General features: G+C 42.6%; 34 protein-coding genes and 1 pseudogene. 3 read left to right on the forward strand and 32 right to left on the reverse strand.

Going from position 1 to position 20,484, the window contains the following annotated elements; all coding sequences use genetic code 11:
• Positions 1 to 2: 2 nt before the first annotated feature.
• The 30 genes from UB51_RS28330 to UB51_RS16985 all read right to left on the reverse strand — a co-directional run bounded on the left by UB51_RS28330 (position 3) and on the right by UB51_RS16985 (position 15,324).
• On the reverse strand, positions 3 to 170 hold the full coding sequence (locus tag UB51_RS28330; protein ID WP_160297279.1) for a hypothetical protein: 168 nt from the start codon (positions 168 to 170) through the stop codon (positions 3 to 5).
• Positions 171 to 198: 28 nt separating this feature from the next.
• Entirely contained in the window at positions 199 to 366 is a 168-nt protein-coding gene (locus tag UB51_RS28335) for a hypothetical protein (RefSeq protein ID WP_160297280.1), read from the reverse strand.
• A 63-nt stretch (positions 367 to 429) separates the two neighbouring features.
• Positions 430 to 951 carry a LexA family protein gene (locus tag UB51_RS26550; RefSeq protein WP_052675980.1) on the reverse strand — a complete coding sequence of 174 codons (522 nt, stop codon included), beginning with the start codon at positions 949 to 951 and terminating at the stop codon, positions 430 to 432.
• 2 nt (positions 952 to 953) lie between these two features.
• Entirely contained in the window at positions 954 to 1,163 is a 210-nt protein-coding gene (locus tag UB51_RS16860) for a hypothetical protein (protein ID WP_044878303.1), read from the reverse strand.
• A 45-nt stretch (positions 1,164 to 1,208) separates the two neighbouring features.
• Entirely contained in the window at positions 1,209 to 1,571 is a 363-nt protein-coding gene (locus UB51_RS16865; protein WP_044878304.1) for a hypothetical protein, read from the reverse strand.
• Positions 1,568 to 2,401 carry an HNH endonuclease signature motif containing protein gene (locus UB51_RS29070; protein WP_082063168.1) on the reverse strand — a complete coding sequence of 278 codons (834 nt, stop codon included), beginning with the start codon at positions 2,399 to 2,401 and terminating at the stop codon, positions 1,568 to 1,570. Before UB51_RS29070 ends, UB51_RS16865 begins: the two co-directional genes overlap by 4 nt.
• A 2-nt stretch (positions 2,402 to 2,403) precedes the next feature.
• Positions 2,404 to 2,634: a hypothetical protein gene (locus tag UB51_RS16875; RefSeq protein WP_044878305.1), complete on the reverse strand. Its 231-nt coding sequence runs from the start codon at positions 2,632 to 2,634 to the stop codon at positions 2,404 to 2,406.
• Between the two features lie 2 nt (positions 2,635 to 2,636).
• On the reverse strand, positions 2,637 to 2,903 hold the full coding sequence (locus UB51_RS16880; RefSeq protein WP_044878306.1) for a hypothetical protein: 267 nt from the start codon (positions 2,901 to 2,903) through the stop codon (positions 2,637 to 2,639).
• A gap of 23 nt (positions 2,904 to 2,926) precedes the next feature.
• Positions 2,927 to 3,376 carry a DUF5348 domain-containing protein gene (locus UB51_RS16885; protein ID WP_052675981.1) on the reverse strand — a complete coding sequence of 150 codons (450 nt, stop codon included), beginning with the start codon at positions 3,374 to 3,376 and terminating at the stop codon, positions 2,927 to 2,929.
• A 9-nt stretch (positions 3,377 to 3,385) separates the two neighbouring features.
• Positions 3,386 to 3,823 carry a hypothetical protein gene (locus UB51_RS29075; protein WP_234405459.1) on the reverse strand — a complete coding sequence of 146 codons (438 nt, stop codon included), beginning with the start codon at positions 3,821 to 3,823 and terminating at the stop codon, positions 3,386 to 3,388.
• Between the two features lie 102 nt (positions 3,824 to 3,925).
• Complete coding sequence (locus tag UB51_RS26555; RefSeq protein WP_052675982.1) at positions 3,926 to 4,735, reverse strand: hypothetical protein; 810 nt, start codon at positions 4,733 to 4,735, stop codon at positions 3,926 to 3,928.
• 18 nt (positions 4,736 to 4,753) lie between these two features.
• Entirely contained in the window at positions 4,754 to 5,179 is a 426-nt protein-coding gene (locus tag UB51_RS16900) for a RusA family crossover junction endodeoxyribonuclease (protein WP_044878307.1), read from the reverse strand.
• Between the two features lie 113 nt (positions 5,180 to 5,292).
• Entirely contained in the window at positions 5,293 to 5,496 is a 204-nt protein-coding gene (locus tag UB51_RS16905; RefSeq protein WP_044878308.1) for a hypothetical protein, read from the reverse strand.
• A complete protein-coding gene (locus UB51_RS28560; RefSeq protein ID WP_199924944.1) occupies positions 5,493 to 5,651 on the reverse strand; it encodes a DUF6906 family protein in 159 nt (52 codons plus the stop codon). Before UB51_RS28560 ends, UB51_RS16905 begins: the two co-directional genes overlap by 4 nt.
• 11 nt (positions 5,652 to 5,662) lie before the next feature.
• Entirely contained in the window at positions 5,663 to 7,063 is a 1,401-nt protein-coding gene (dnaB, locus tag UB51_RS16910; RefSeq protein WP_044878309.1) for a replicative DNA helicase, read from the reverse strand.
• Positions 7,032 to 7,376, reverse strand: coding sequence for a hypothetical protein (locus tag UB51_RS16915; protein ID WP_044878310.1), 345 nt, complete (start codon positions 7,374 to 7,376; stop codon positions 7,032 to 7,034). Before UB51_RS16915 ends, dnaB begins: the two co-directional genes overlap by 32 nt.
• Positions 7,369 to 8,283 (reverse strand): hypothetical protein, encoded by a 915-nt coding sequence (locus UB51_RS16920; RefSeq protein ID WP_044878311.1) that lies wholly within the window; start codon positions 8,281 to 8,283, stop codon positions 7,369 to 7,371. Before UB51_RS16920 ends, UB51_RS16915 begins: the two co-directional genes overlap by 8 nt.
• A gap of 32 nt (positions 8,284 to 8,315) precedes the next feature.
• The gene (locus UB51_RS16925; RefSeq protein ID WP_044878312.1) at positions 8,316 to 8,588 is read right to left on the reverse strand and encodes a hypothetical protein; all 273 of its coding nucleotides are present in this window, start codon (positions 8,586 to 8,588) and stop codon (positions 8,316 to 8,318) included.
• Positions 8,585 to 8,779, reverse strand: a complete 195-nt coding sequence (locus UB51_RS16930) for a hypothetical protein (protein ID WP_044878313.1) — start codon at positions 8,777 to 8,779, stop codon at positions 8,585 to 8,587. Before UB51_RS16930 ends, UB51_RS16925 begins: the two co-directional genes overlap by 4 nt.
• A gap of 196 nt (positions 8,780 to 8,975) precedes the next feature.
• Entirely contained in the window at positions 8,976 to 9,683 is a 708-nt protein-coding gene (locus UB51_RS16940) for an MBL fold metallo-hydrolase (RefSeq protein ID WP_044878315.1), read from the reverse strand.
• Positions 9,683 to 10,597, reverse strand: a complete 915-nt coding sequence (locus tag UB51_RS16945) for a recombinase RecT (RefSeq protein WP_044878316.1) — start codon at positions 10,595 to 10,597, stop codon at positions 9,683 to 9,685. Before UB51_RS16945 ends, UB51_RS16940 begins: the two co-directional genes overlap by 1 nt.
• Complete coding sequence (locus tag UB51_RS16950; protein WP_044878317.1) at positions 10,598 to 12,676, reverse strand: AAA family ATPase; 2,079 nt, start codon at positions 12,674 to 12,676, stop codon at positions 10,598 to 10,600.
• Positions 12,673 to 13,005, reverse strand: coding sequence for a hypothetical protein (locus UB51_RS16955; RefSeq protein WP_044878318.1), 333 nt, complete (start codon positions 13,003 to 13,005; stop codon positions 12,673 to 12,675). Before UB51_RS16955 ends, UB51_RS16950 begins: the two co-directional genes overlap by 4 nt.
• Positions 13,002 to 13,451 carry a hypothetical protein gene (locus tag UB51_RS29080; protein ID WP_234405460.1) on the reverse strand — a complete coding sequence of 150 codons (450 nt, stop codon included), beginning with the start codon at positions 13,449 to 13,451 and terminating at the stop codon, positions 13,002 to 13,004. The genes UB51_RS16955 and UB51_RS29080 overlap by 4 nt, the downstream gene beginning before the upstream one ends.
• Positions 13,452 to 13,468: 17 nt before the next feature.
• Entirely contained in the window at positions 13,469 to 13,702 is a 234-nt protein-coding gene (locus UB51_RS16965; protein ID WP_044878319.1) for a hypothetical protein, read from the reverse strand.
• Positions 13,703 to 13,818: 116 nt separating this feature from the next.
• Positions 13,819 to 14,073, reverse strand: coding sequence for a hypothetical protein (locus UB51_RS16970; protein ID WP_044878320.1), 255 nt, complete (start codon positions 14,071 to 14,073; stop codon positions 13,819 to 13,821).
• Positions 14,070 to 14,339 (reverse strand): hypothetical protein, encoded by a 270-nt coding sequence (locus UB51_RS16975; protein WP_044878321.1) that lies wholly within the window; start codon positions 14,337 to 14,339, stop codon positions 14,070 to 14,072. The genes UB51_RS16970 and UB51_RS16975 overlap by 4 nt, the downstream gene beginning before the upstream one ends.
• Positions 14,340 to 14,344: 5 nt before the next feature.
• Positions 14,345 to 14,593, reverse strand: a complete 249-nt coding sequence (locus tag UB51_RS16980) for a helix-turn-helix domain-containing protein (RefSeq protein ID WP_044878322.1) — start codon at positions 14,591 to 14,593, stop codon at positions 14,345 to 14,347.
• 135 nt (positions 14,594 to 14,728) lie between these two features.
• Positions 14,729 to 14,878, reverse strand: a complete 150-nt coding sequence (locus UB51_RS28340) for a hypothetical protein (RefSeq protein WP_160297281.1) — start codon at positions 14,876 to 14,878, stop codon at positions 14,729 to 14,731.
• 158 nt (positions 14,879 to 15,036) lie between these two features.
• Positions 15,037 to 15,324: an XRE family transcriptional regulator gene (locus UB51_RS16985; protein WP_324607718.1), complete on the reverse strand. Its 288-nt coding sequence runs from the start codon at positions 15,322 to 15,324 to the stop codon at positions 15,037 to 15,039.
• Between the two features lie 163 nt (positions 15,325 to 15,487).
• On the opposite strand from UB51_RS16985, the gene UB51_RS16990 reads away from it, so the two are divergent.
• The 3 genes from UB51_RS16990 (at position 15,488) to UB51_RS26565 (ending at position 18,284) form a co-directional block, all read left to right on the forward strand.
• Positions 15,488 to 15,838, forward strand: coding sequence for a helix-turn-helix domain-containing protein (locus tag UB51_RS16990; protein ID WP_044878323.1), 351 nt, complete (start codon positions 15,488 to 15,490; stop codon positions 15,836 to 15,838).
• Positions 15,839 to 15,904: 66 nt separating this feature from the next.
• Positions 15,905 to 16,783 carry an ImmA/IrrE family metallo-endopeptidase gene (locus UB51_RS26560; RefSeq protein WP_052675983.1) on the forward strand — a complete coding sequence of 293 codons (879 nt, stop codon included), beginning with the start codon at positions 15,905 to 15,907 and terminating at the stop codon, positions 16,781 to 16,783.
• A gap of 16 nt (positions 16,784 to 16,799) precedes the next feature.
• Entirely contained in the window at positions 16,800 to 18,284 is a 1,485-nt protein-coding gene (locus UB51_RS26565; protein ID WP_052675984.1) for a recombinase family protein, read from the forward strand.
• Positions 18,285 to 18,363: 79 nt separating this feature from the next.
• On the opposite strand, the pseudogene UB51_RS17005 reads toward UB51_RS26565, so the two are convergent.
• Together UB51_RS17005 and UB51_RS17010 are read right to left on the reverse strand one after the other, a co-directional pair.
• Positions 18,364 to 19,257 (reverse strand): annotated as a pseudogene (locus UB51_RS17005) (CpaF family protein); the annotation flags it as partial.
• Positions 19,247 to 20,401 carry an AAA family ATPase gene (locus tag UB51_RS17010; protein WP_044878324.1) on the reverse strand — a complete coding sequence of 385 codons (1,155 nt, stop codon included), beginning with the start codon at positions 20,399 to 20,401 and terminating at the stop codon, positions 19,247 to 19,249. The pseudogene UB51_RS17005 and the gene UB51_RS17010, both read right to left, overlap by 11 nt.
• Between the last annotated feature and the right edge of the window lie 83 nt (positions 20,402 to 20,484).

Here is a 20,484-nt window from a genome sequence, read left to right on the forward strand (position 1 = left end):
GTTTATCTATTACTCTCTACCTCCAATTCATTCACTTTGTCTGTGAGCTCATTGACCTTATCCGCAAGCTCATTGCAAAACTTTGCTAAGGCAGCCACGTCCTCACGAGAATTATGAAATAAGCCACCCTCATTAGATGGTCTGAAACGTTTTGTTATTTTCTTGATCATGTGCTTCTTCCTCCAGCACAGTTTATATCTATTTGAATTCTACTGTCAGGTGTGATAAGTTCATTTCGTCGATTTGATTCAGCAAATCATCCCTGCCTTTATCAGTTCTCACTAACTCACGTTCATTACCGTTGTCCTCGACAAGAACAGCTATAAGTTTCGATTTACTACCATTTTCAAAAACTACAATTTCCACTTCCACGCACGCTCCCTATTCATTTTGATACTTCGCAATATGTGTCATGACTCTACCTCTTCCTTAATCCCTTTTAAAGGCATCTGACAATATAAATCCGACTGCAAGCGGTTGATTGTTACACATGCGTTGATATGCTTCTTTAATTTCCTTCCGTAGTCTGCATACTTCAATGTAATATCCAGCAGCGTCTGGAGACTTATCTTCAAGTTTAAGGAGCAGACCGTCCATTTCCCCATTCAATTGTTCGTTCTCATTTTTAAGTTTGGCTATGGTCTTTTGTGCCTCTGCCAGAGCAGCCAAAGCATCATCTCGTTCTTTTTTATATTTACCGCCTGGTTGCTTCCGAACGGGTTCTTCCAACTCTCCCCGATCAATAACTCGAATTGTCCGAGCACTATCGCCTCTGGTGACGAATCCCTTTCGGACCAGTTGCTCAATCAGATGGAATGCCGTTGAAGTTGATTGATACTTCATGTACTCTGCAACCTCGCGAACTGTTGGGGGATAGCCTTCTTTTCCAATAAAAAATTTAATGAAGTCCAACACCTCGGACTGGCGCTGAGTTAGAGGTTTGATGATCATGTTTAAACTCCTTCCTCTGCTCCTTCTAGGTGATCCAAGGGATACCACTTCCTCCGACCGGGTCCCGATCCATACTTAACAGTATCTACGTTTACGAATGCTACTAGAGCCATGTCGGATTCTGGCTTAACGTCGTAAACGTTCCCTACTCCCCACTCAGGGTAAATCTGATGCTCAACCTGTATCAGAACTTTATTATTGTCTTGTGCCATTTCTGTTCATCCTCCTTAGGTGGGAGAGGTGTATAATCTCTCCCCTTAAAACAACTCCATCTGACCCAACTCTAAATCTTTAAGTTGTACAAAATTGGGTGCCTGTTCCCATGCGTCACCGCCGTACCCACGAAACCCATGTTCCCTTCGTATCCATCCACCGTTATCATCACAGATACGGTAACTGTACAACTGCCCCTCATGCCTACATACACAGTGTGATTTGTATAATTTATTGACTGCCACCAATATGATGCCTTGACCGGACTTGTCGATAATCGCCTGCAATTGCTTAGCATGCTCCGACATCTGCGGTTTACTTGCCTCTAACGCGTGATCAACATAACCGTAAAAAGCTTTGCTTATAAAGGTGGATTCGATCTGCGCCTGCTTATTAGATTGGCTCATTTCCCCGCAACCTCCTTTGGTTGCCTTTTAATCCTACGACCGTTATTCATCTTTTTTCGTTCACCGATTTTACCGTAGATGTCTGCCATAATAATGCCGGTCTTAGTCAATTCGGCATTATTCGAAAGTAAATTATTTTGATTTAAACGGGCCAACTGCTTACGGGTCACCAACATCAAATTTTCTGATACTATATTTTGTTTGTTTTGATCAATGAATAATAAAGCATGACCCGATGGTACTGGACCATTTATTTCCTCCCACATCACTTTATGTTTGTGCCGCCATCTCTTCTGCCAAGGACCGTCATCCTGTACTTTAACCAACACATAGCCGTCTCGATCAATTCTTTCATATCCAACTGGCTTGTAATTTAAAGCTGGCTGCCCTGGCTTAAATGAAGTGCTGTTACCTCCGACATTATACAATCCCTTTGTCCCTTTGTTTGCCGGTTTGTCCCCTTTCCGGAAGCGACAATCCAATCCGCTGACCAAACCGTGATTTTTTTTAAACGTATTCATTTGCCTGACTGTGATCTGCAGACTAAACTTTTTATTGACAAGTTCAGCAAGTTCTTGATTCAAGCGGCCCTCAACATTTTTTTTGATGAAATCTTTTTGTTCTTGTGTGAACAACCCTTCATCACCGGTTATCCGTTTCCTTGGAACGTTACTCTTAATCTTGTGATTGGCTTTGTAGCTTTTGATCTGTCCTTCTGTGATGTCAGTCCCAAACCTATCATTAAACAATTTAGTAATTTCTTCGTTATACTTTTCAGGAGCATTGCTTCGTATGAATTCTCGCTGTTCTTGTGTGTACCGATGAGCCATATCTACCCCTCCAGCATCTTAGGCAATTCAGTATTTGCATTCATTCTGTCATCGATAAGCTTTCTGCCCTCCAGCACTAATGTTCCATTCGCTATGATTTGAGAAGCTACACTTGTCACAGACTTCGCTCTGCTGATTTCGTTTGCCAATTTTTCTCCTGTCAGTTCTTCGTCACTCAATCGCTCCAATTGTGCAAATAAGTGATCATTCAAATCTTTCAAAGTGTTTTTCATGTTCACACCCCCAATGATTGAAGTTCCGCACCTTCTGTTTCGTCCATCGTAATTGTGGCCATACCATCCCATTGCTCACGGATCTCTGTTGCTTTTGCTGTAACTGCAGCCGCTTGCTTGGGCTGTAATACAATCGCCATAGCTTCCTGGTAATGTTGCTCTGCCTTGGCGTAAGCTCTGGAATGCATGACGTTCATCCAATCCCAAAACTTTTTATTGCTATAAGTTTTGACCTTTTGAAATGCTCGTCTACGAGTTTGTTCGTTCATGATCATCGGCCCCTTCGCTTTAGTTAAAACCGAACCCACTTAATCCGAACTCGCAAACCTTCCAATGGTAGTCCGGGGTTGTTCCAGAGATAATAGTTTTCTCCGTTGTGATCGATGCGGGAGAGTATCCAACGGTCGCCGTATTCCGGATCCTGAAGCAGATATTCAACAGGTTCTCCTGTCGTAAGCTCAACATCTCCGAAGCCATAACGTCCATTAGGCTTCTTCTTTAATACACCCTCTGCATTCACCTCAGTAAGTGCCCTACCAATCAAGCGACCGCCATCCTGCAGCTCGTTACTAATCAGATAAAACATGCCCTGCAGATATAAGTCCTCTGGATTGTTACGATCGTAATGAGTTGTCCAGTCTTCCTCAGCAGCGTTGATCATAAGAGTTATTTTCTTGATTTGTGGTAGCAGCTCCTCGAGCTCCGCTTTTATTTTATCTTTCACTTCTATCAATCCTTCCATATTTTCTCATTACCAACGACCAATCTTTTCTAGATCCTTCATAAACTTCTCTTCATCCATTTCAATGATTGCTGAATGCCGAATAAAAATATGAGATCGAATAAGGTGTTTCCCTTTTAACCCAAACACAGTCCCGAAATGATAGGTATACCGACCTCGATGATCATCACTTTCCGCTTGAAGCACTTGGCCACAGTGTCTCTTAAAATAATCTCTTATCCGAATAACCAACTGATCCCAATCCTTTTCGGCAAAAGAGCAGCTACCGTTCTTCTTCCAATCCTTAGAATAATAGTCCGTAGAGTCATCAGGATCACTTGTACATGGACGTTCCTTGTGCTCTCGTTCCAACTCATCAGCAAGCGTTAAAAGTGCTTCATGATAAATATCAACGTGGTAGTGATAGCCTTTATCTACTGGCTTGGGGTTGTAGAATTGTATCCCCACATGTTCCATCTCCCTCCAAAAACAAGAATGTATGTTTGGTCATAAGGCAGTAGCCTACCCGTTCCGGATCCGCTTGACCCCAGTTTGTAAGGAAGAAGCAGCCTAAGCCGCTCCCCCACCTCTCATTTGACTTGCCACACGCTTCTTATAAACCGTCCACTTACTACTTATTTGAGTACTTGGTATGCCAACACCCTTAGCGATTTGCATCCATGTCATGCCATCTTCACGTCGCTGTCTCAGGAATGTAGGGAAATCAAAAGGTATGTCTTCAAACATCGGCTTATTATCAAGAATGAACTGCTCAAGCTCTTCTTTATCCACTACGACATTTGCAGTCGGTTCTGCTGACTCTTTCACCGTTTCAGTTTCAGAAGTTGAGGTTTTACTGATTGGTTCGCCGAAATCCATTTCCTTATCACCAGCGGAGTCACTACCTTCTTGCATCCAATCTGGTAGTTCAGAGTTTAGATTATTTTCACTCTCACCCTCAGTTTCAGTGGTTGCATCTGTATCAGATTCAGCCACTTCACCAACGCTACCCTCAACTTCCGGATCATCTCCTTCTGCAGCAGGCTCGCTTCCTTCCTCCTGATTCTCTACAAACAGATTCGCTTGGTTCGGGTCTTCATCATGAGATTCTACCCGCGTGACTATGCCAGAAGCATCGGCTGTCACGCGACGACCAGTAAAGACTCTGTACATATCTTCATTATCTTCGCCGAAATCCATGGAAGCCTGTGGATCACCAAAGATTACATTGATTTTTTCACCTTGATTTGTGCTTAAAAACATAAAGTTCTCCTGGACAACTTTCAAAGGCAACATAAGTTTAATTTCAACATCCGCATCTCCAACTTTGATCCCCTTACCCATTGTTGCTGTAAACTTCGCATGATTTTTAATAAACATTATCATCACTCTCCCGATTTATAATTTAGATAAGTCCTTGATCTTGACCTCAATGCGCGGTCTTGCGCTGTATCGCTTCCGGACAAATGCATCTACAACTTGACTGTCGTCCCTCCAAATCACGCCTTTAAGCGCATCCTTCACACCTTTGAGATAATTGTCAGCATCAGGCTTTGATAACGGAAGGATTTCGCCTCGCTCAGCTGCAGCTGCCTTTTTAGGATGCTTGCTTAAATACTTCGGCATCGATCTATATGCAACGACCATTATACCTACCGGCCCTTCAAGCAAAGCAGCCGGTGCATGTTCGCTGGCTGCCAATCTTACGTAGTCTTTATAATCCCTAGACTTCTCTGGATCGTACATTTTAATAAATCCGCCTTGTTGGGTTGCTCTTGGTCTCCCTTGTGCCACGGGCTCGCCGTACACGGTGAACTGAATCATGTGACTTCCCCTCTTTCTGTCTTGGCATCCACTCGTAAAGCATGTATACCTCACCGATCACGCGCCCGTTATCGTCCTTGATAATGTCCCAAGGGATATCTTGAAAATAAGGATCAACTAACTTTGGTTTCATTCCTTCCACCACTCCCTCTATCACAAATCACAGACTCAAATTCTGCAATTCCCTCGAGTAATATTGAAGGATCGATTCCCTCGAATTCAGTCTCCAGCTCAACATGGGTTGGAACTTGTCCCGTACAAAGGAACCTACGCTTCATGTACTCGTAAACGGACCAACAACTCCATGGTCCACTCATGCGCCCCACCGGAGCCTACGAACCTGCCCCTTCTCCTTGCTGACTATAACCAACTCCCTACCATCGTCTCGTTCGACCAGCCAACTACCAGGAATCAACTTTCGACTTGCTATCTCCAATTTCTGACGCCGTGTTGGTTTCTTTAGATGTTTCATATGCCATCCTCCTAATTCGCCCATTTTCGCTTATCATCATTTTTAGGTTGTTTATACGATTGTTCATCATGCGATCTTTCGTAATTCACAAATTTATTAAAGTTCTTCAGGAATACCAGCTCTACTGTTCCGACTGGACCGTTACGCTGCTTGGCAATAATGATTTCGATGATGTTCTTTTTCTCGGTATCTGCGTTGTAGTAATCATCCCGATACAAGAAGGCAACGATATCTGCGTCCTGCTCGATGGATCCGGACTCTCTCAAATCACTCATCATCGGGCGCTTATCTTGGCGTTGCTCTACTCCCCGACTTAGCTGGGATAATGCCACTACTGGCACTTCCAGTTCCCTAGCAATCTGCTTGAGAGTACGAGAGATTTCAGACACTTCTTGCTGCCTGTTTTCTCCTCGTTTACCAGAGCCAGCGATCAGCTGCAGGTAATCGATAACAATAAGTCCTAATCCATGCTTTTTCTTCAACCTACGACATTTATTACGGATCTCCTGAACGTTTAAAACTGGAGAGTCATCGATGAAGATATTTGTTTCTCCTAAGATACCGACTGCGATCGCTGTCTTTTCCCAATCCCCGTCCTCATATTTGCCTGTTTTGATTTTACTGGCATCCAGATTACCCTCTGCACTGACCATTCGATCTCCTAGTTGCCTATCTGACATCTCTAGGCTGAATAATGCCACGGTCTCTTTCGTCTTAACTGCAACGTTCTTAGCTATATTAAGTGCAAATGCTGTCTTACCAACGGAAGGCCTAGCGGCAACAATGATTAATTCCCCATCCTGAAACCCAGCTGTCATATTATCCAGATCATCGAATCCTGTTGCGATTCCCGTTACATTTCCATTGTCCTTATTGGCAAAACGTTGTTCTATTCCGTCGTAAACATCCATCATCACTTCACGTATCGGCTTGAATTCTTGAGCAGGTGCAGCTTGATCTGAAAGTTTTGCAGCAACTACTTGCATACTGGCGATAACTTGCTGCACATCGCCACTCTCAACCGCATCGATGAACTGTTTCCGAGCCGCATCGATAAGCTGACGTAACAGGTACTTATCTTGCAAAATGACAACGTATTGATCGATATTAGCTGCCGTAGGAACAGAGTGAGCAACTCGGGCTAAGTAACTCACCCCACCAATTGTCTCTAGTTGTCCATGATCCTCCAGACGGGACGTTAAGGTTACAATGTCTATTGACTCGCCTGCTTCAAACAATTCAAGCATCGATTCATAGATAATCCTGTGCGGTGAGCTGAAAAATGCCTTGGGTTTCAGTATCGATGCTTCTTCCATAGCTGCTGGATCGATCAAGACGGCCCCTAAGACAGATGTTTCAGCGTCCTGGCTATTTGGAGGTTCAATCTTCTCTAGTTCTGCTAAGCTTCGCATGAAGTGCCTCCCTCATTCCTGCTGGTGGTGGACACGCAGCCTTTTCCCAAAGTTCTAGTTTCGCAAGATGTGCCTGTGTTTCGGTTTTGAGCCGATCATACTCTTGCTGCTCAGGAAGCTTGCCACGAATCTGTGAAATGATGGGAGGAAAGTCATTAGTCAAAATGTGTACCTCAACATTTTTTAAAGCGACTGGATAAGGGAAATCGTGTAGCTTCTTCAAGTGAAAATCTATGTTTTCATCACTCGTATCAAACCAAGAATAGTTTTTTTTGATGGCAATCAACAGCGCCGCAACTTCACCTCTATGCACGTTTTGCTTCCTCCTCTCTCATGATGGATTCCAATCTTTCAATCTCCTGCTGTTGTTTGCTTTTTCGTTTTGATGGCTCCGGCGCTCTCGGGGCGACTCCAGCCATCGGCGTGCTGGTAGTTTGAGAGTTTAGCCAGGCTTCTTCAATGGCATCCACGTAGTATAAAAAACTGGTAGGAAGCTTAAATCTACTTCCTTCACGCTTGCGCTTTTCCTCAAGGAGGAACGTCATAGTTTGGATGGTAAAAGGGTTAGGCATACCTCCGGCGACCATCTTACCCATGGCTTCACGCTCTCGTGGTTTTACATGAAAATCAAACTTGCCGTGCAATTTGCTATAAGCGTTTAAAATACCAATCATTCCATCTGCTTTTGAATCTTCTGAAAATTCTTCTGCAAACTCAGAAGTAATAGGAGTAGTAGTAATAGTAATAAGATCTTTTAATACAGTGTCCAAATTTTGGACCACTTTCTCGTCTACTTTGCTAAAGCTGTCCAAATTTTGAACAGGTTCATGGACTACTTTTTTATAGTGGTTCAAATTTTGGACTACTTCACCAACAACCATGTCCAAATTTTGAACCACTTCTTCGACAGCTATCAGATCAAAACTTACTATATAATCACCTCTGGAACCTCCGCGTGGGGGAGAGGTGTAACCGATAATTCCGGCACTGACGAGTTTACTCCTGTGTGTGTTAATGGTGCTCCGACTCTTTATTCCGCTCTGAACCATTAGTTCCGTATTAGTCATCTGGAATGCTGATCTCCAACCTAGCTTGCAAGACTTACGCCACAAGGCGACCATGATTGCTAATCCTTCAGGACCATATTCTTCCGGTCCACTAATGGCTTCAAATTGATTTAGAAGGTCGGATATATTTGGTTCTCTGGCTGATTCCGTCATGCACTTCCCCCTTCCGCAGCCCCCATTTACATTTATCTCTTAACGATCTTTGTGAATGCCCCCTTGGCTCCTACAGCTTGCATACCAGCCTGTACACCATCCGTAAGGGCATCTACTAGGTGAGTAATCATATGACCGTAACTTCGCTCATCCAGAGCAACTGGAATGTGACTGCCAAGGAAAAAAGATAACGATGTGAAGAAGTGGTCAAGTTGATCTTCTCCAGCATTACTTGCTTCTTTGAATTTTTCTTGAAACATTTTAAAAAGCTCACAGGTTCTCTCTACTTCTTCGACCTTATTCATATGCTCCGCTCCCTTATGGTTTTTTCCTTCCAGGCCTCATCTCCTAGACAACGACTTGGAGTAACTTCGAAATGCCGACGGCCGAGTACGTAAGATACGAATCTATTAGTGCTTTGCTCGTAGTACATGCCGTTCAGTACAGGCTTTGAATCAATTACTGCAAACAGATCAAGCTGCTCAACAGCACTCATCGATATAGCCCCCTATCGTCTTGCAAATAAACAATTGGATACTTGACTCTCTTGACTGTAAAGTTAGGATATCCAAGGGCGAAGTATGCCCTGGTCTCCCGTTTAAACTCTTCCGGATCCGTCTGCATTAACCGCCAAATCCGATCACCCATCATGCTTTTCATCAAGGGCTTGTCCTCGATCAATGGTGTATCACCTACCTGTCAGCCACATAAACCAACTTGCCAGTAGTCTCTTGTATCTCTTGCTTGAATCTAGCAGCGTCACTATTTCCGTCTGATAGATGAAGTAGCCATATTTCCTGTACCTTGCTGATATCGTTAGCTCTGAGAAATCCTTTTACATGTTCTAAACCAAAGTGTGACCTGAGAAGTCGCTTCTTCTGTGCTGGATGGAGATCACCTTTAGCAACTCGGCTGTTTATGATATCTAATGAATAATTGCATTCGACCATGATGTGCGTGAGTCCAACGAACCGGTACCTGCAGTAATAGGTGTCGGTAAGGAATACTAGTTTATCCCCTGCTTGATTAGCTAGGACAAACCCTAGTGGCTCTTCAGCGTCGTGTTCAATCTCAAACGGCTTAATGGTCCAAGTACCAATTGCGAATTGCCCATGGGCCGTAATTACTTTTAAGCGATATCCAGATAACTTCAGAGCATCGGCTGTGCCCTGACTGGTATAAATGTTTACGCCAGCTTTCATAACGTCCTTAGCAGCCTTTGAATGATCACTATGCTCATGTGTAATGAGACAACCCTCAATATCCGACATGCGAAACTCCAGGGAACGCTGGAGAGATTTATATGGGAACCCTGCTTCTAGTAGGAGAGCAGTATGTCCATCCGTAATTCGATAGGCATTACCAGCGCTACTGGATCCGAGACAAGTAATATCAATCATCAGAAGTCAGGTCCGTCACTGGTCTTTTTCATAGGAGGAACATCATCGGAAAAGTCCATTACATCCTGATTCGGTCCCTCTTGCTGTAGGTTAGGATCAGTATCTTGTGAAGTCTTAATTACTGGATCGGGTGTAACATCGATAATGTCTCCATTGGCATTATCTGCAATCTCAGCTTCTACCTCAGCTTCTGCAATAAACTCGTCTTGACGGTTAAAGTGTTTCATTATTAGGCTGCTGTCATTCGATGTATTCATATAAGCCTTACATGTGCGATTAATAACCGTGCGTTTAGCCATTTCACCAGGGAACTCATTATGAGTACTCCCTTCCTTATCAGGATTCTGCTTTGATTTCTTCCACGACTGTCGAATCTCTTTGATAGTCATGATCTCTGTATATTCCCGATCATCAGGCCAATAAATTGTACAGTAAGCACCAGCGATCTTTTCATCATCAATATTCTTGAAATCCGATTTGTGCAAAGTTACTCTTTTACGACCACGTACTATTTCGAACTCAAACTGATCATCTTCATAAATAATTTGAGTATCTATATCCTCTGCACTGGTAACATCCTTTGTTACAGTCATCGTTCCAAAGTAACTACGTTGAAACGCAAGACTCTTACCGTAAGCAATAAAATAACCTTGCTTTTTTGATGGGTTCAGACCTTGTACAACCATATCTAGAAGGGCATTCGCAATACTGTCACGAGTACAAGTTTCCAATACAGGTTTGTAATTCTTATCCTGCGTGTTCTGGAGGATCAACCAGGCTGATTTCATAGCATTCTCCGGACTGTAATTCGCAGGGAAGTGAATCTCCCCACGTTCTTGGAACTGTCGTACTTTATCAGCCACAATATCGACTGTATCCCGTTTTACCATCGCTAGTTGATTTGCATTACTCAATTAGATCGCCTCCTGAAATTGTTGTTCTTTCGTTTCGATGCGAAGCTGCTTGTTTTTATTTTTCCAAACAGCACTTGCTTCTTCATAACTTCCATACAGTTTAACTAGTTCTTCCTGTGTCTCAACTGGCAAGCTATCAAACGTCGGAGGAACTACTAACCGAATAACTTGAGCGTCCGTATCGATCAGCTTTGTCACCGACTCAGCATTATCGAAGAAGATTGGGACTGATACCTCGTAGTACTCACTGAGCGTGTTAATGATATCCAAACCAACGTTGTACTCAGCCGCATTGTTTAACCCACTTCCATAAGGAACACCATTGAATAACGTGTCACAGACTTCCTTCAGCCCACCATTGATTTGTTCATCAAACAATCGAAATCGAGCATATTTGAATTTGGAATTGATCTTCGAATCTAGAAGAGATACCTTAGTTCTAGTAAATTCTTCTGTTAGGAATAATTCCTCTTGTAATCTCTCGTATTCAGAAGCAAGTTCTTTTTCTTGTTGATCCAGTACAGAGATTCGATCCTCAGTCTTACGCACCTGAGCAAATTTAGCATTGTCCTCTTCAAGATTACGAAGGTCTGTACTTAAGGATGTAATACTAGACTGTACTTTAGAGATTGTTTCTTTTGCAGAATCCCGCAGTAATGTGATCTCTTGCTTAATCATTGCTGACTCTTCAAGTAATCGTTGATACTCCGGATCCGCCCCAGGGTCCTGAATACCAGAACGTAAATCAGTAAGTTGAGCTTCAGCTGCTGTTAGATCAGTTTGTAAACTAGCTAACTTATCAGTCAAAACATTTATTTCATCAGTCAGGCGGCTATTATTCTGCTCTAGCTGACGAGCTTCTTCAGTGGCAACCTTGCCCTTAGCGCTGATTTGTTCCAACCGTTCTGATTTGCTTTTATTGAAAGAAGCGACTGCCTTTTGAAACGCTTCTTGGATTTGTTCTTGTGGCAGGGTTTGTCTGCAAGTGGGACAATTCTCATCATGTTCATGTCCCACGAATGCCGACCCGTTCACTTCCGTCCAATCTGTTCTTAATCGTTCTGACTCCTGCTTACGGGAATCAATCGTACGCTCATTTGTCTTAATCCGATGTTGCTTATCATCTATCTGCCGACGTAATGCATCAAACTCAGATTGTAGTTGCCCAACCTCATCACGTTTCACAGATACTTTATCCAGTACTGTTGACTGTAGTCGATTCTTGATAGAGATCAGCTTAGCTTCGATCTCATGAAGCCTCTTTTCCTTAATTGCTGACTCTCCACCGTTCTGAATCCGGAAGAGTTCCGATTCCTTCGCCTTGATCTGACTGCGAATATGATCGATGTCATCCAGCAGTAGTTCCTGGTCCAGATCGGTAACGTCTGGCTGACTCCGTTGCGCTTCACTGATACGGATTGGAATATCCTTAATCTCGTCGTTGATTGCTTTGCATCGAGCTGCCACAACCTTGCGGTGAGCATCAACATCCCTATCTCTCAAAATAGATGGGAGACGTTCCAGGGCGTCGTTCGAATGAATAACTTCTGCATCTGTGATATTTCCACATATCTGCAGTAATACCTTACGGCGTTCATCCTTCTTCAATTGCTCATTAAAGAATGTTGGCGATGTGAGAAGCTTGAACAGATCCTCTTTGATGATTGCGTCCACTTCTGCTTTATACTCACCTGCTGGGACTGATACACCATCGATGTGATAGCTCGTTGTATGTCCAGTGAATTCTGAGGTTAGTGCTCCACGCTTCTTTGTCCATTGTTCACTAAATACTCTACGAAAGGTTTTACGACGACCATTGATCAATAAGTCACCTTCTACTTCATGTTCCAACTTGTGCTGCCTTACCTTACCTAAAGCATCTAGTTCCTTAATCTCGAAATCAGATTTATTTCTACTGTCCTTTCCAAACAGCAACCAGATGAATCCATCGAACAAGGTTGTCTTCCCAGTACCGTTATCACCGTAGACGTCTGTATTTCCGCCCTTGGTACTCAAGACAAACTCACGGAACCCTTTAAAATTACGAAACGTCAAACGCTCCAATACAATTTTCTTCATGCAACATCCCCCTTAAGCAATGAAGATACAGCTTGCAGCGCTCTAAGCTCATCCCTGCATTTACCCAAACGTGCCGCTTCATTTCGTAGATTAAGTTCGTTATCAGTTAAAATTTCACGCTCACTCACCGTATTTTGACGCATCTGAGCCGCCCTTATTTCAGCGTTTTTGCCATCAATCTTATTACCGAGTAACAGATCGTCCTCTTTTTGCTGAAGCACTTCCTTTGCCGACACCAACTGCATACTTGCCTGTAACAGCGATTCCTCGGCTACCGCGATCTCCTTAGGTAGCGACAATAGTCTGTTTACAATCTCTTGTTTAGTCATGCGATTGCCTCCTCTATAGATTGATTTATCTCAGCATTCAATATCTGCTGTTGATCTGGCGTTTCTGGATAGCGAATGCCATCCAAGTATTGATTAAATACATAAGCTGCTTCCGCAATTTGTTCATCCGTTAGATGGAGATTAACGCAATCAGTAAACGTCCTGAAGGATACAATTGCAGGTGAATAATGGTTTTTAGGTGTGATCCCTACGTCAATTGACTCACCATTTGAATTAAAAGATGTAGACATTCCCATGAGACAACGCTCCCTCTCTTGTGTAGTGAGCCCCCAATCTGCTAATATGGGGGCAAGTGAATTTAAAGAATTAGTTATGACCCTCTGCAAAGGGTCATTTTTCGTTTTAGCAATCCTCGCAAGTTCTTGGATGTCCTGGTTCTTCATCATCGATGTAAGATCCGCAACATTCACATAGCGTACCGTCAAGCGTCATATCCGCAATTTCACCCATTTGTCTGTACCTCACCATGTTCTACAATCTCCTGGTACTCAACAATCACCGGACATTTCTCAATACTGACAATCAAATTCTCATCTTCGTTATTGATGATGAATTCCGAGAAGTTTTCTTCTCCTACTTGTTTGATCTCGATCACTTCACGTCCGTTTAACTCAGTCCCAACTTCAAATACTCGCGTTGGGTTGCTAACCACTGTTAACTTTTGAATGATTTGCATTGTCTTGTTCGCCTCCTTTCATATGTATTGATGCGTCAGCCGCATCTCACAACGCCGAGTGGGAGTAGATTATGAAACCGCCCGACGCTGTGAGACAAGGCCGAAAGGCCTGTCCTTTATTGAGTTACATGAGTTCGCAAGCGTTCAATTTCTTTATAAGTAGTTAAAGCATCCTCCAGAGGTAGCTCACGTAATAGTGCAGTTGCATTGTTCAATGACAGGTATAAGGAGTCTCTCTCAATCCAGAGCTTTCGAAACTCATCACTCTCTACATGACCTTCTGCAAGAGCTTCAACCACTATTTTGGTGTTGGTCTGCATAGCCTTTGAAGCGACAACGTATGCCTGTGCTAGTTGATTTGTATGGGTCATACTACTTCACCCTTGCCCTTATTGCTCTCAGGGGTTAAAATAGACGTAACGAGATTCTTTAACTGGGTTCTCAATTGTGTCCGCCCTGCCAGGCGGGCATTTTCTATTTCTGCTTCTGCGAATGTAATCATCATATTTAGATACGATTCTGCATTATCCATTTTTCCTGGTAACATCTTTGTTGGGTTATTCTTAATTACCTGCAGGTTATGATTCGAATTCTTTGCCACACGTAATGCTTCCGCTACTAACAACTCTCTTGTCATTTCAATCAACCTCCTATAAGTGGCATAATGTTTTGCATAATACTCAGCCCGTCCATTCCATACAGGAATGCGACCAACACTTCTTTTCCTCCTGTCGCATCCATCCACTGCATCATGGTAGACATGTCCGGTATCTTATGATCATTTTCAAATTTACTTACGCAAGCCTGTGTCCGATTCAGTTTGTCTGCTATCTGTTCCTGTGTCAGTCCAGCCCGTTCTCTACAAGCTTGCATAATTGCACCAAATTTCAATTTTATTTCACCTCCCGAATATTCCAATTTGGAATAGGCAAGTGAGGTTCAGAGTATTAATATGTAGTTAAGAGCTTTCCCCACTTACTTATCCCCTTTGCCGCTGGCAGCCGGTACAGCTCCGGCGGCTTTCTTCTATCCCACACTTTCTTTCTTAGCTACTTCACGACCAGCAGCGATTTCAGCCTGATACTTGATGTTTGTCTCCGCCAACATGCGGTGGAGTTTATCCCAAGCCTTTTCAGAAAGCCCGGGATTAAGTGGTTCTTTAGTTTTATTTGACATACTATCTGCCTCCTTACTTGAATTTAATAAGTACATACCGTATACAGCTTTGTTCATTGACGAAAGTCGATAACCCATCCGTCTTTCAATAGTTGATTAACTACGTCGAAATTTTGTGTTTCCTTGACTTCTTTAATGTCACTGATTGTATATTCCAGTTAGATCACCTCCTTCCGTTCAGTTATTGCGGATTCCTCAAATTTTGCTAATTCAGCAAGTGACTCTTCAAAAAAATTTCTGAGTTTACATTTCAATTTGTTTGCCAATGTAGGCAAGTGATTAGCTTTAAACAAATACACTCCATCTTCATATTTCATATATGTCGAAGCATTTTTAAACCCTAATGATTCAGCCATATCTTGCAGCGACAAGTTCAATTCCAATCTACGATATTTTACATATGACAAGTTAACTTTATCCATTGTAATTCTGGTTTCTTTTTTCATCTTGCACCTCCAATATTTGCTGATTTAGCAAATCCAATAACATAAATATACTTTGCTATTTTAGCAATGTCAATACTTTTTTTGTTATTTCAGCAAAAACATTTTTTCTAAATCAGAAAGATGGTATTATATAATTGCTATAATGGAAAATAGGTGGTGGGAAATGTCGATTACAGGGGATCGTATAAAAAAGCTGAGAGAGTCAAAGAAACTTAGACAATTGGACCTAGCGGATAAAGTAGATATGAACAATAGCGTTTTATCTCGTATTGAGGCAGGAAAGCGTCCAGTAGAGGATAATGAATTAATTAAGTTCGCAGATTTTTTCGATGTCGATGGTGACTATCTCCTTGGACGAACTGACAAGCCGCGTTCCATAGAAGCTAATATGTCTTTTCTTGGTGGTCCTGATAATTACACTGAAGACGAAATTGAGGAAATGGAAGCTGCATTGTTCCGGTATAGAAAGACTAAAGAACGACTCAAAAAACAAATGGAAGATAATGAAAAATAATTAAGCCAGAGATGGCTTTTCTTTTTACCATAAAACCAAACATACGTTCCTAGCGAGGTGCTAATTATGAATTTCTCTTACTATAAAGAAACTGTACTTGAGCAAATGATCAATGAATTATATTTATCGAATTGTATTCGAACCCATGAAGATCTCAATGATATCGAAGCCATTGCCGAAAGCTTTAACTCGGAAATATTCTATGACACTTGTAAACCGTTCTCGGATAATGAAAGACGTGTTATTTTCCTAAATAAGAAAGATAGCAACATTTCCTCTCGACTGAACTTCTTTCACGAACTATGTCATGTCATTCGTCACTTTGGAGATCAGAGAAACATGCCTAAATTATTTAAAGAAGCACAGGAGGCCGAAGCTCAACAATTTGTTTTTTATGCAGCAATTCCTTTTTTCATGCTCCAAAACCTACCAATTCCCGATAGGAGAGGAGAAGCAATTCAGTACATAGCTAAAATATTTCATGTCACACCTAAGTTCTCCAAGCAACGCCTAGATCAGATCGACCGTCGTGTCTTACAGGGTGAGTTTGATGCCTTAACCACTAAGTGTGTAATGGCAAATCATGACCTTGCTGCTGCTACAGATATACCTATTGAGGATGGCATCACACTTTACGCCTATTACGACACCAATGCAGACATCCCTGGACCATCTCAGATCGTCATTGAAGCCGACTCAGTAGCAATGAATTCTGAATCAGGATTCTTCTTCCCTGTTGATGGACCTTTTGAGCGTTTGGAGATCGAAGACTTCTATGGATATAAATGCACCCAATTGTCTGTTAATGATTTGAGATATAAAGATGAGCAGATCGGCATCGACTTCCCCACTATCAGTTTAAAATACGGTGGAGCAGCGAATCGCTTTGTGATGCAGATGAAAGACATCGAACAAGTTTTAATATTTGAAAATGGAGATTTTTGAGGAGGAAAACTTTACTATGAGAGCAGCCATTTATATTCGAGTCTCTACTGATATGCAAGTTGAAGACGGTTTCTCTATCGAGGGACAACGCACTCGATTAAATAGCTTTGCAGCATCGCAAGATTGGGAGATTTATGATACCTATATAGATGACGGGTATTCTGCAAAGGATCTCAATCGACCCGAAATGAAACGTATGCTGCAGGACATGGAAGATAAAAAGTTCGATGTTATCCTAGTATACAAACTTGACCGGCTTACTCGATCTGTTGCTGACCTTCATGCGCTGCTGAAAACTTTTGATCTGTACAGCGTCAAATTCAAGTCCGCTACAGAAATCTTTGAGACAACTACGGCAATGGGTAGATTCTTTATCACACTGGTTGGCGCAATGGCTGAGTGGGAGCGTGGTACGATCTCGGAACGCGTCCGCTTCGGAGTGGAGCAAATGGTCGTGGAAGGTCGACGTCCTGGGGGGGTGCTTCCTTACGGATACACTAAAGAGGAAATTCTTATTCCCGAGGAAGCCGTGCTTATACGCGAGGTCAGAAACTTGTACCTCTCTGGCTTGGGTTATAAAGCAGTCGCCATAAAGATGAATCGCGAAGGAAAATTGCGTCGTGGAAACGATTGGACAGCGGCTACAGTTGCTTATACGATAGAAAACCCTTACTATGCTGGAATACTTCGTTTGGGATCTAAAACTCCATCAGGTAATTATGTAAACAGTAAACGAGACGACAAGGTTAATTGCATCTATGGCGACGGATCACATGAACCTGTATTTACACGCTTAGAATATGAAGTAACAAAAGAATATATGGCTAGAAAGTCTCATGGTGGATACAGCCAAATCAAAACATACTGGTTCTCAGGCGTGCTTCGCTGTGGTCGTTGTGGCGCTGCTATGTTTGGTAGATTAACAAACAAGAGGTCATTGAAGTCAGGTGAGACCGTGCGTACGCAGTATTATATTTGCTCTAACAAGCATTCCAATAATTCGTGTGACCTCCCAACCTTTCGCCAGGTGCATGTTGAACATTTAGTAATGGAATACATCAGCAGAGTACAAGCAGATATGGACAAGCTTAAAATGGAATCGCTTGAGATGGTCGCTGAGGAAAGTAAAAAGACCAGCGAGATAGACAAGGCCAAACGAGAGCTTTCTAAGATAACTGAGCGTCGGGAGAAATGGCAGTACATGTTTGTCGAAGGGTTGATCACAAAGGATGGAATCCGACACAAGATGTTAGAGGAAGATGCCTCCGAACAAGAAACCCGGCAACGGATTGCTAACAACCAGAAGTCTCTATCTGGCATTCCGAAACTTGTAGAACTGGCCGGCTTGGCTGAAGCATGGACTTATCTTGATGATCAAGAAAAGAAGGATTATGTTTTCACGCTGTTCAACCGTATTGAGATCAATACTAACGTCACCAAGCCAAAGGGCGTCAAGAACCAATTCTTTCCGGCTTACATCCAGGAGGTTTTGTTTAATTAAATCCACTTTGTACTATATAGAGAACTATCTAAGATAATATGGTACTGGTATGCTTCTCCGTTCGCATCCACTTTGTGATAGATAGACTTCCATCATGCCCAGTATTCATCGCTTGTAGCATATCTAAAGACTCACTTCCGCGTACCTCGCCCACAATAATACGATTGGGCCGCATCCGCAAAGAAGATCGGATTAAGTCTCGTATCGTAATTTCCCCTCGTCCCTCCGTATTCGCATTACGAGTCTCTAAGGACACAAGATTGGGAACGGTCAAGATCTGTAATTCCGCCGAATCCTCAATCGTAATCACACGTTCATCTACCGGTATATACTGAGACAAGGCATTTAGAAATGTCGTCTTCCCTGAGCCCGTACCTCCACTAATAAAAATGTTGTACTTTCCTACAACTAACCTTTGTAAAAAAACAGCCGTCTCCTCACTCAACGCCCCTCGCTTCACTAAATCATTCATTGTCATCGGTGACGCAGGAAATTTACGAATCGTCATCGTAGGTCCCTTTAGTGATACAGGCGGGAGAACAATATTAACGCGTGATCCATCCTTCAATCTTGCATCAACAATTGGAGTGGATTCATTAACGACTCGGTTCACGCCCGCTACGATCGTCTGAATAATATCCTCTAGACGATTCTGTGATTCAAACTGCACATTCAGGCGCTTCACTTCACCTTCTTCCTCTATAAAAATCTCCTCGTGACTGTTAATCATAATCTCTGTGATGGATGGATTATCCACCAAAGGCTGTAGTACATCTAATCCACGGAAGGAATCAAAGATTCGACGTACCAGCGTACGCTTCTCTATTGCCGTTAAATCTTGAAGATCTTTCTGTCCAAACACCGTACGTTCGATATCTGACATTAATTCGGTATTATCTACCACGGAAATTATATCTAGGCCAGCCCGAATATGGCTTCGTAACGATTGAAATATCTCATCCTCATCCATCATGATTAGCCCCAGATGTCGTAGGTAAAAGATTACCTACCAAATCTCTACACAACTTAAGAATATCTCGCTGAAAGATAGGAGAACTAAGCATAAGCTCTTCATTACTTACTTGTTTCCAAGAAGGGATATAGGGGAGAACACCATCCATTTCACCAACAAGTGAAGGAAGAGAATTAGCTAAGCTTCCTACATATCGATTCACAATGAATTTACTTTTACCCATGATGTTAACGAATAAGGAGGGATTACTCTTCTCTGCATAAGAGAACCATTGTTCGTTCTTGTACATACTGATCAAATCATCAAGTAACAGCCATACCAAATTCCCACAGGACTCAAGTACCGCATCAAAACGAACTCCAGCACCCGATTCGGTATCCACAATAATGACATCATATTCTCCACTACCTTCAACTAAGCTCAACAATTGGCATGTATCCGATTTGCTCATCTGAATCCATTCCTTCATATTACTAAGGGGTTCAAACATGTCAGCCTTGATTCCTTCATGTCTGACCACATATGGCGTAATAGAAAGAACAGAAGCATTCTTAACTTCCTGAGCTGCCTTCATCTCATACAAGAGCCTCGCCAAACCCTGATTCCCCTCTCGATTCCTAGACCTGCTTGGGAAAACAGCACTGCTATTTATCGTTTCCAAGCTAAGATAGAACACCGATAACCCATACGTACTAAGCTGTTTAGCCATATTTAAGGCCGTTGTAGTCTTCCCACTTCCCCCAACAGCAGAAACGATACCGATCATCGTCGTAGTTCCGGATTTCCCTTGCACTACCCCACTTCCCTGACTTCGACACAATACAAGGATTGACGTCAGTAATTGTGATAAGGGCTGATACTTTACAAGTACGGGTCCTTCTAAAGAACTCTTACCGGTCTCTTCCAGTACAATCCAAGGGACATCCTGTTCTCCTTGCTGCAACCAGCCTTCTAGAAACACAGCTTCGCCAACAACCATCTCCGTTCGTTCACTTCCGTTATTCATGTATTGCAGAAAGTGCTCCATGTGTGTAAAGGCCTTAATCTGCACCTTATCTCCAAAATCACTACTATGTACATAATGGAGTAGCGCCTCAATATACTCACTTTCCTGCACAACCATAACCATTCTCACAGGGATCATGCCTTCCTCCTTTCCAAAATAAAACAAAAAAAGCACCGTTCAAAAACCGCAATTACGCGATTAGTGAACGGTGCTTCCGTTAA

Origin of the sequence: Paenibacillus sp. IHBB 10380, assembly GCF_000949425.1 — a bacterium.
In the GTDB taxonomy this organism is placed as follows: domain Bacteria; phylum Bacillota; class Bacilli; order Paenibacillales; family Paenibacillaceae; genus Paenibacillus_AQ.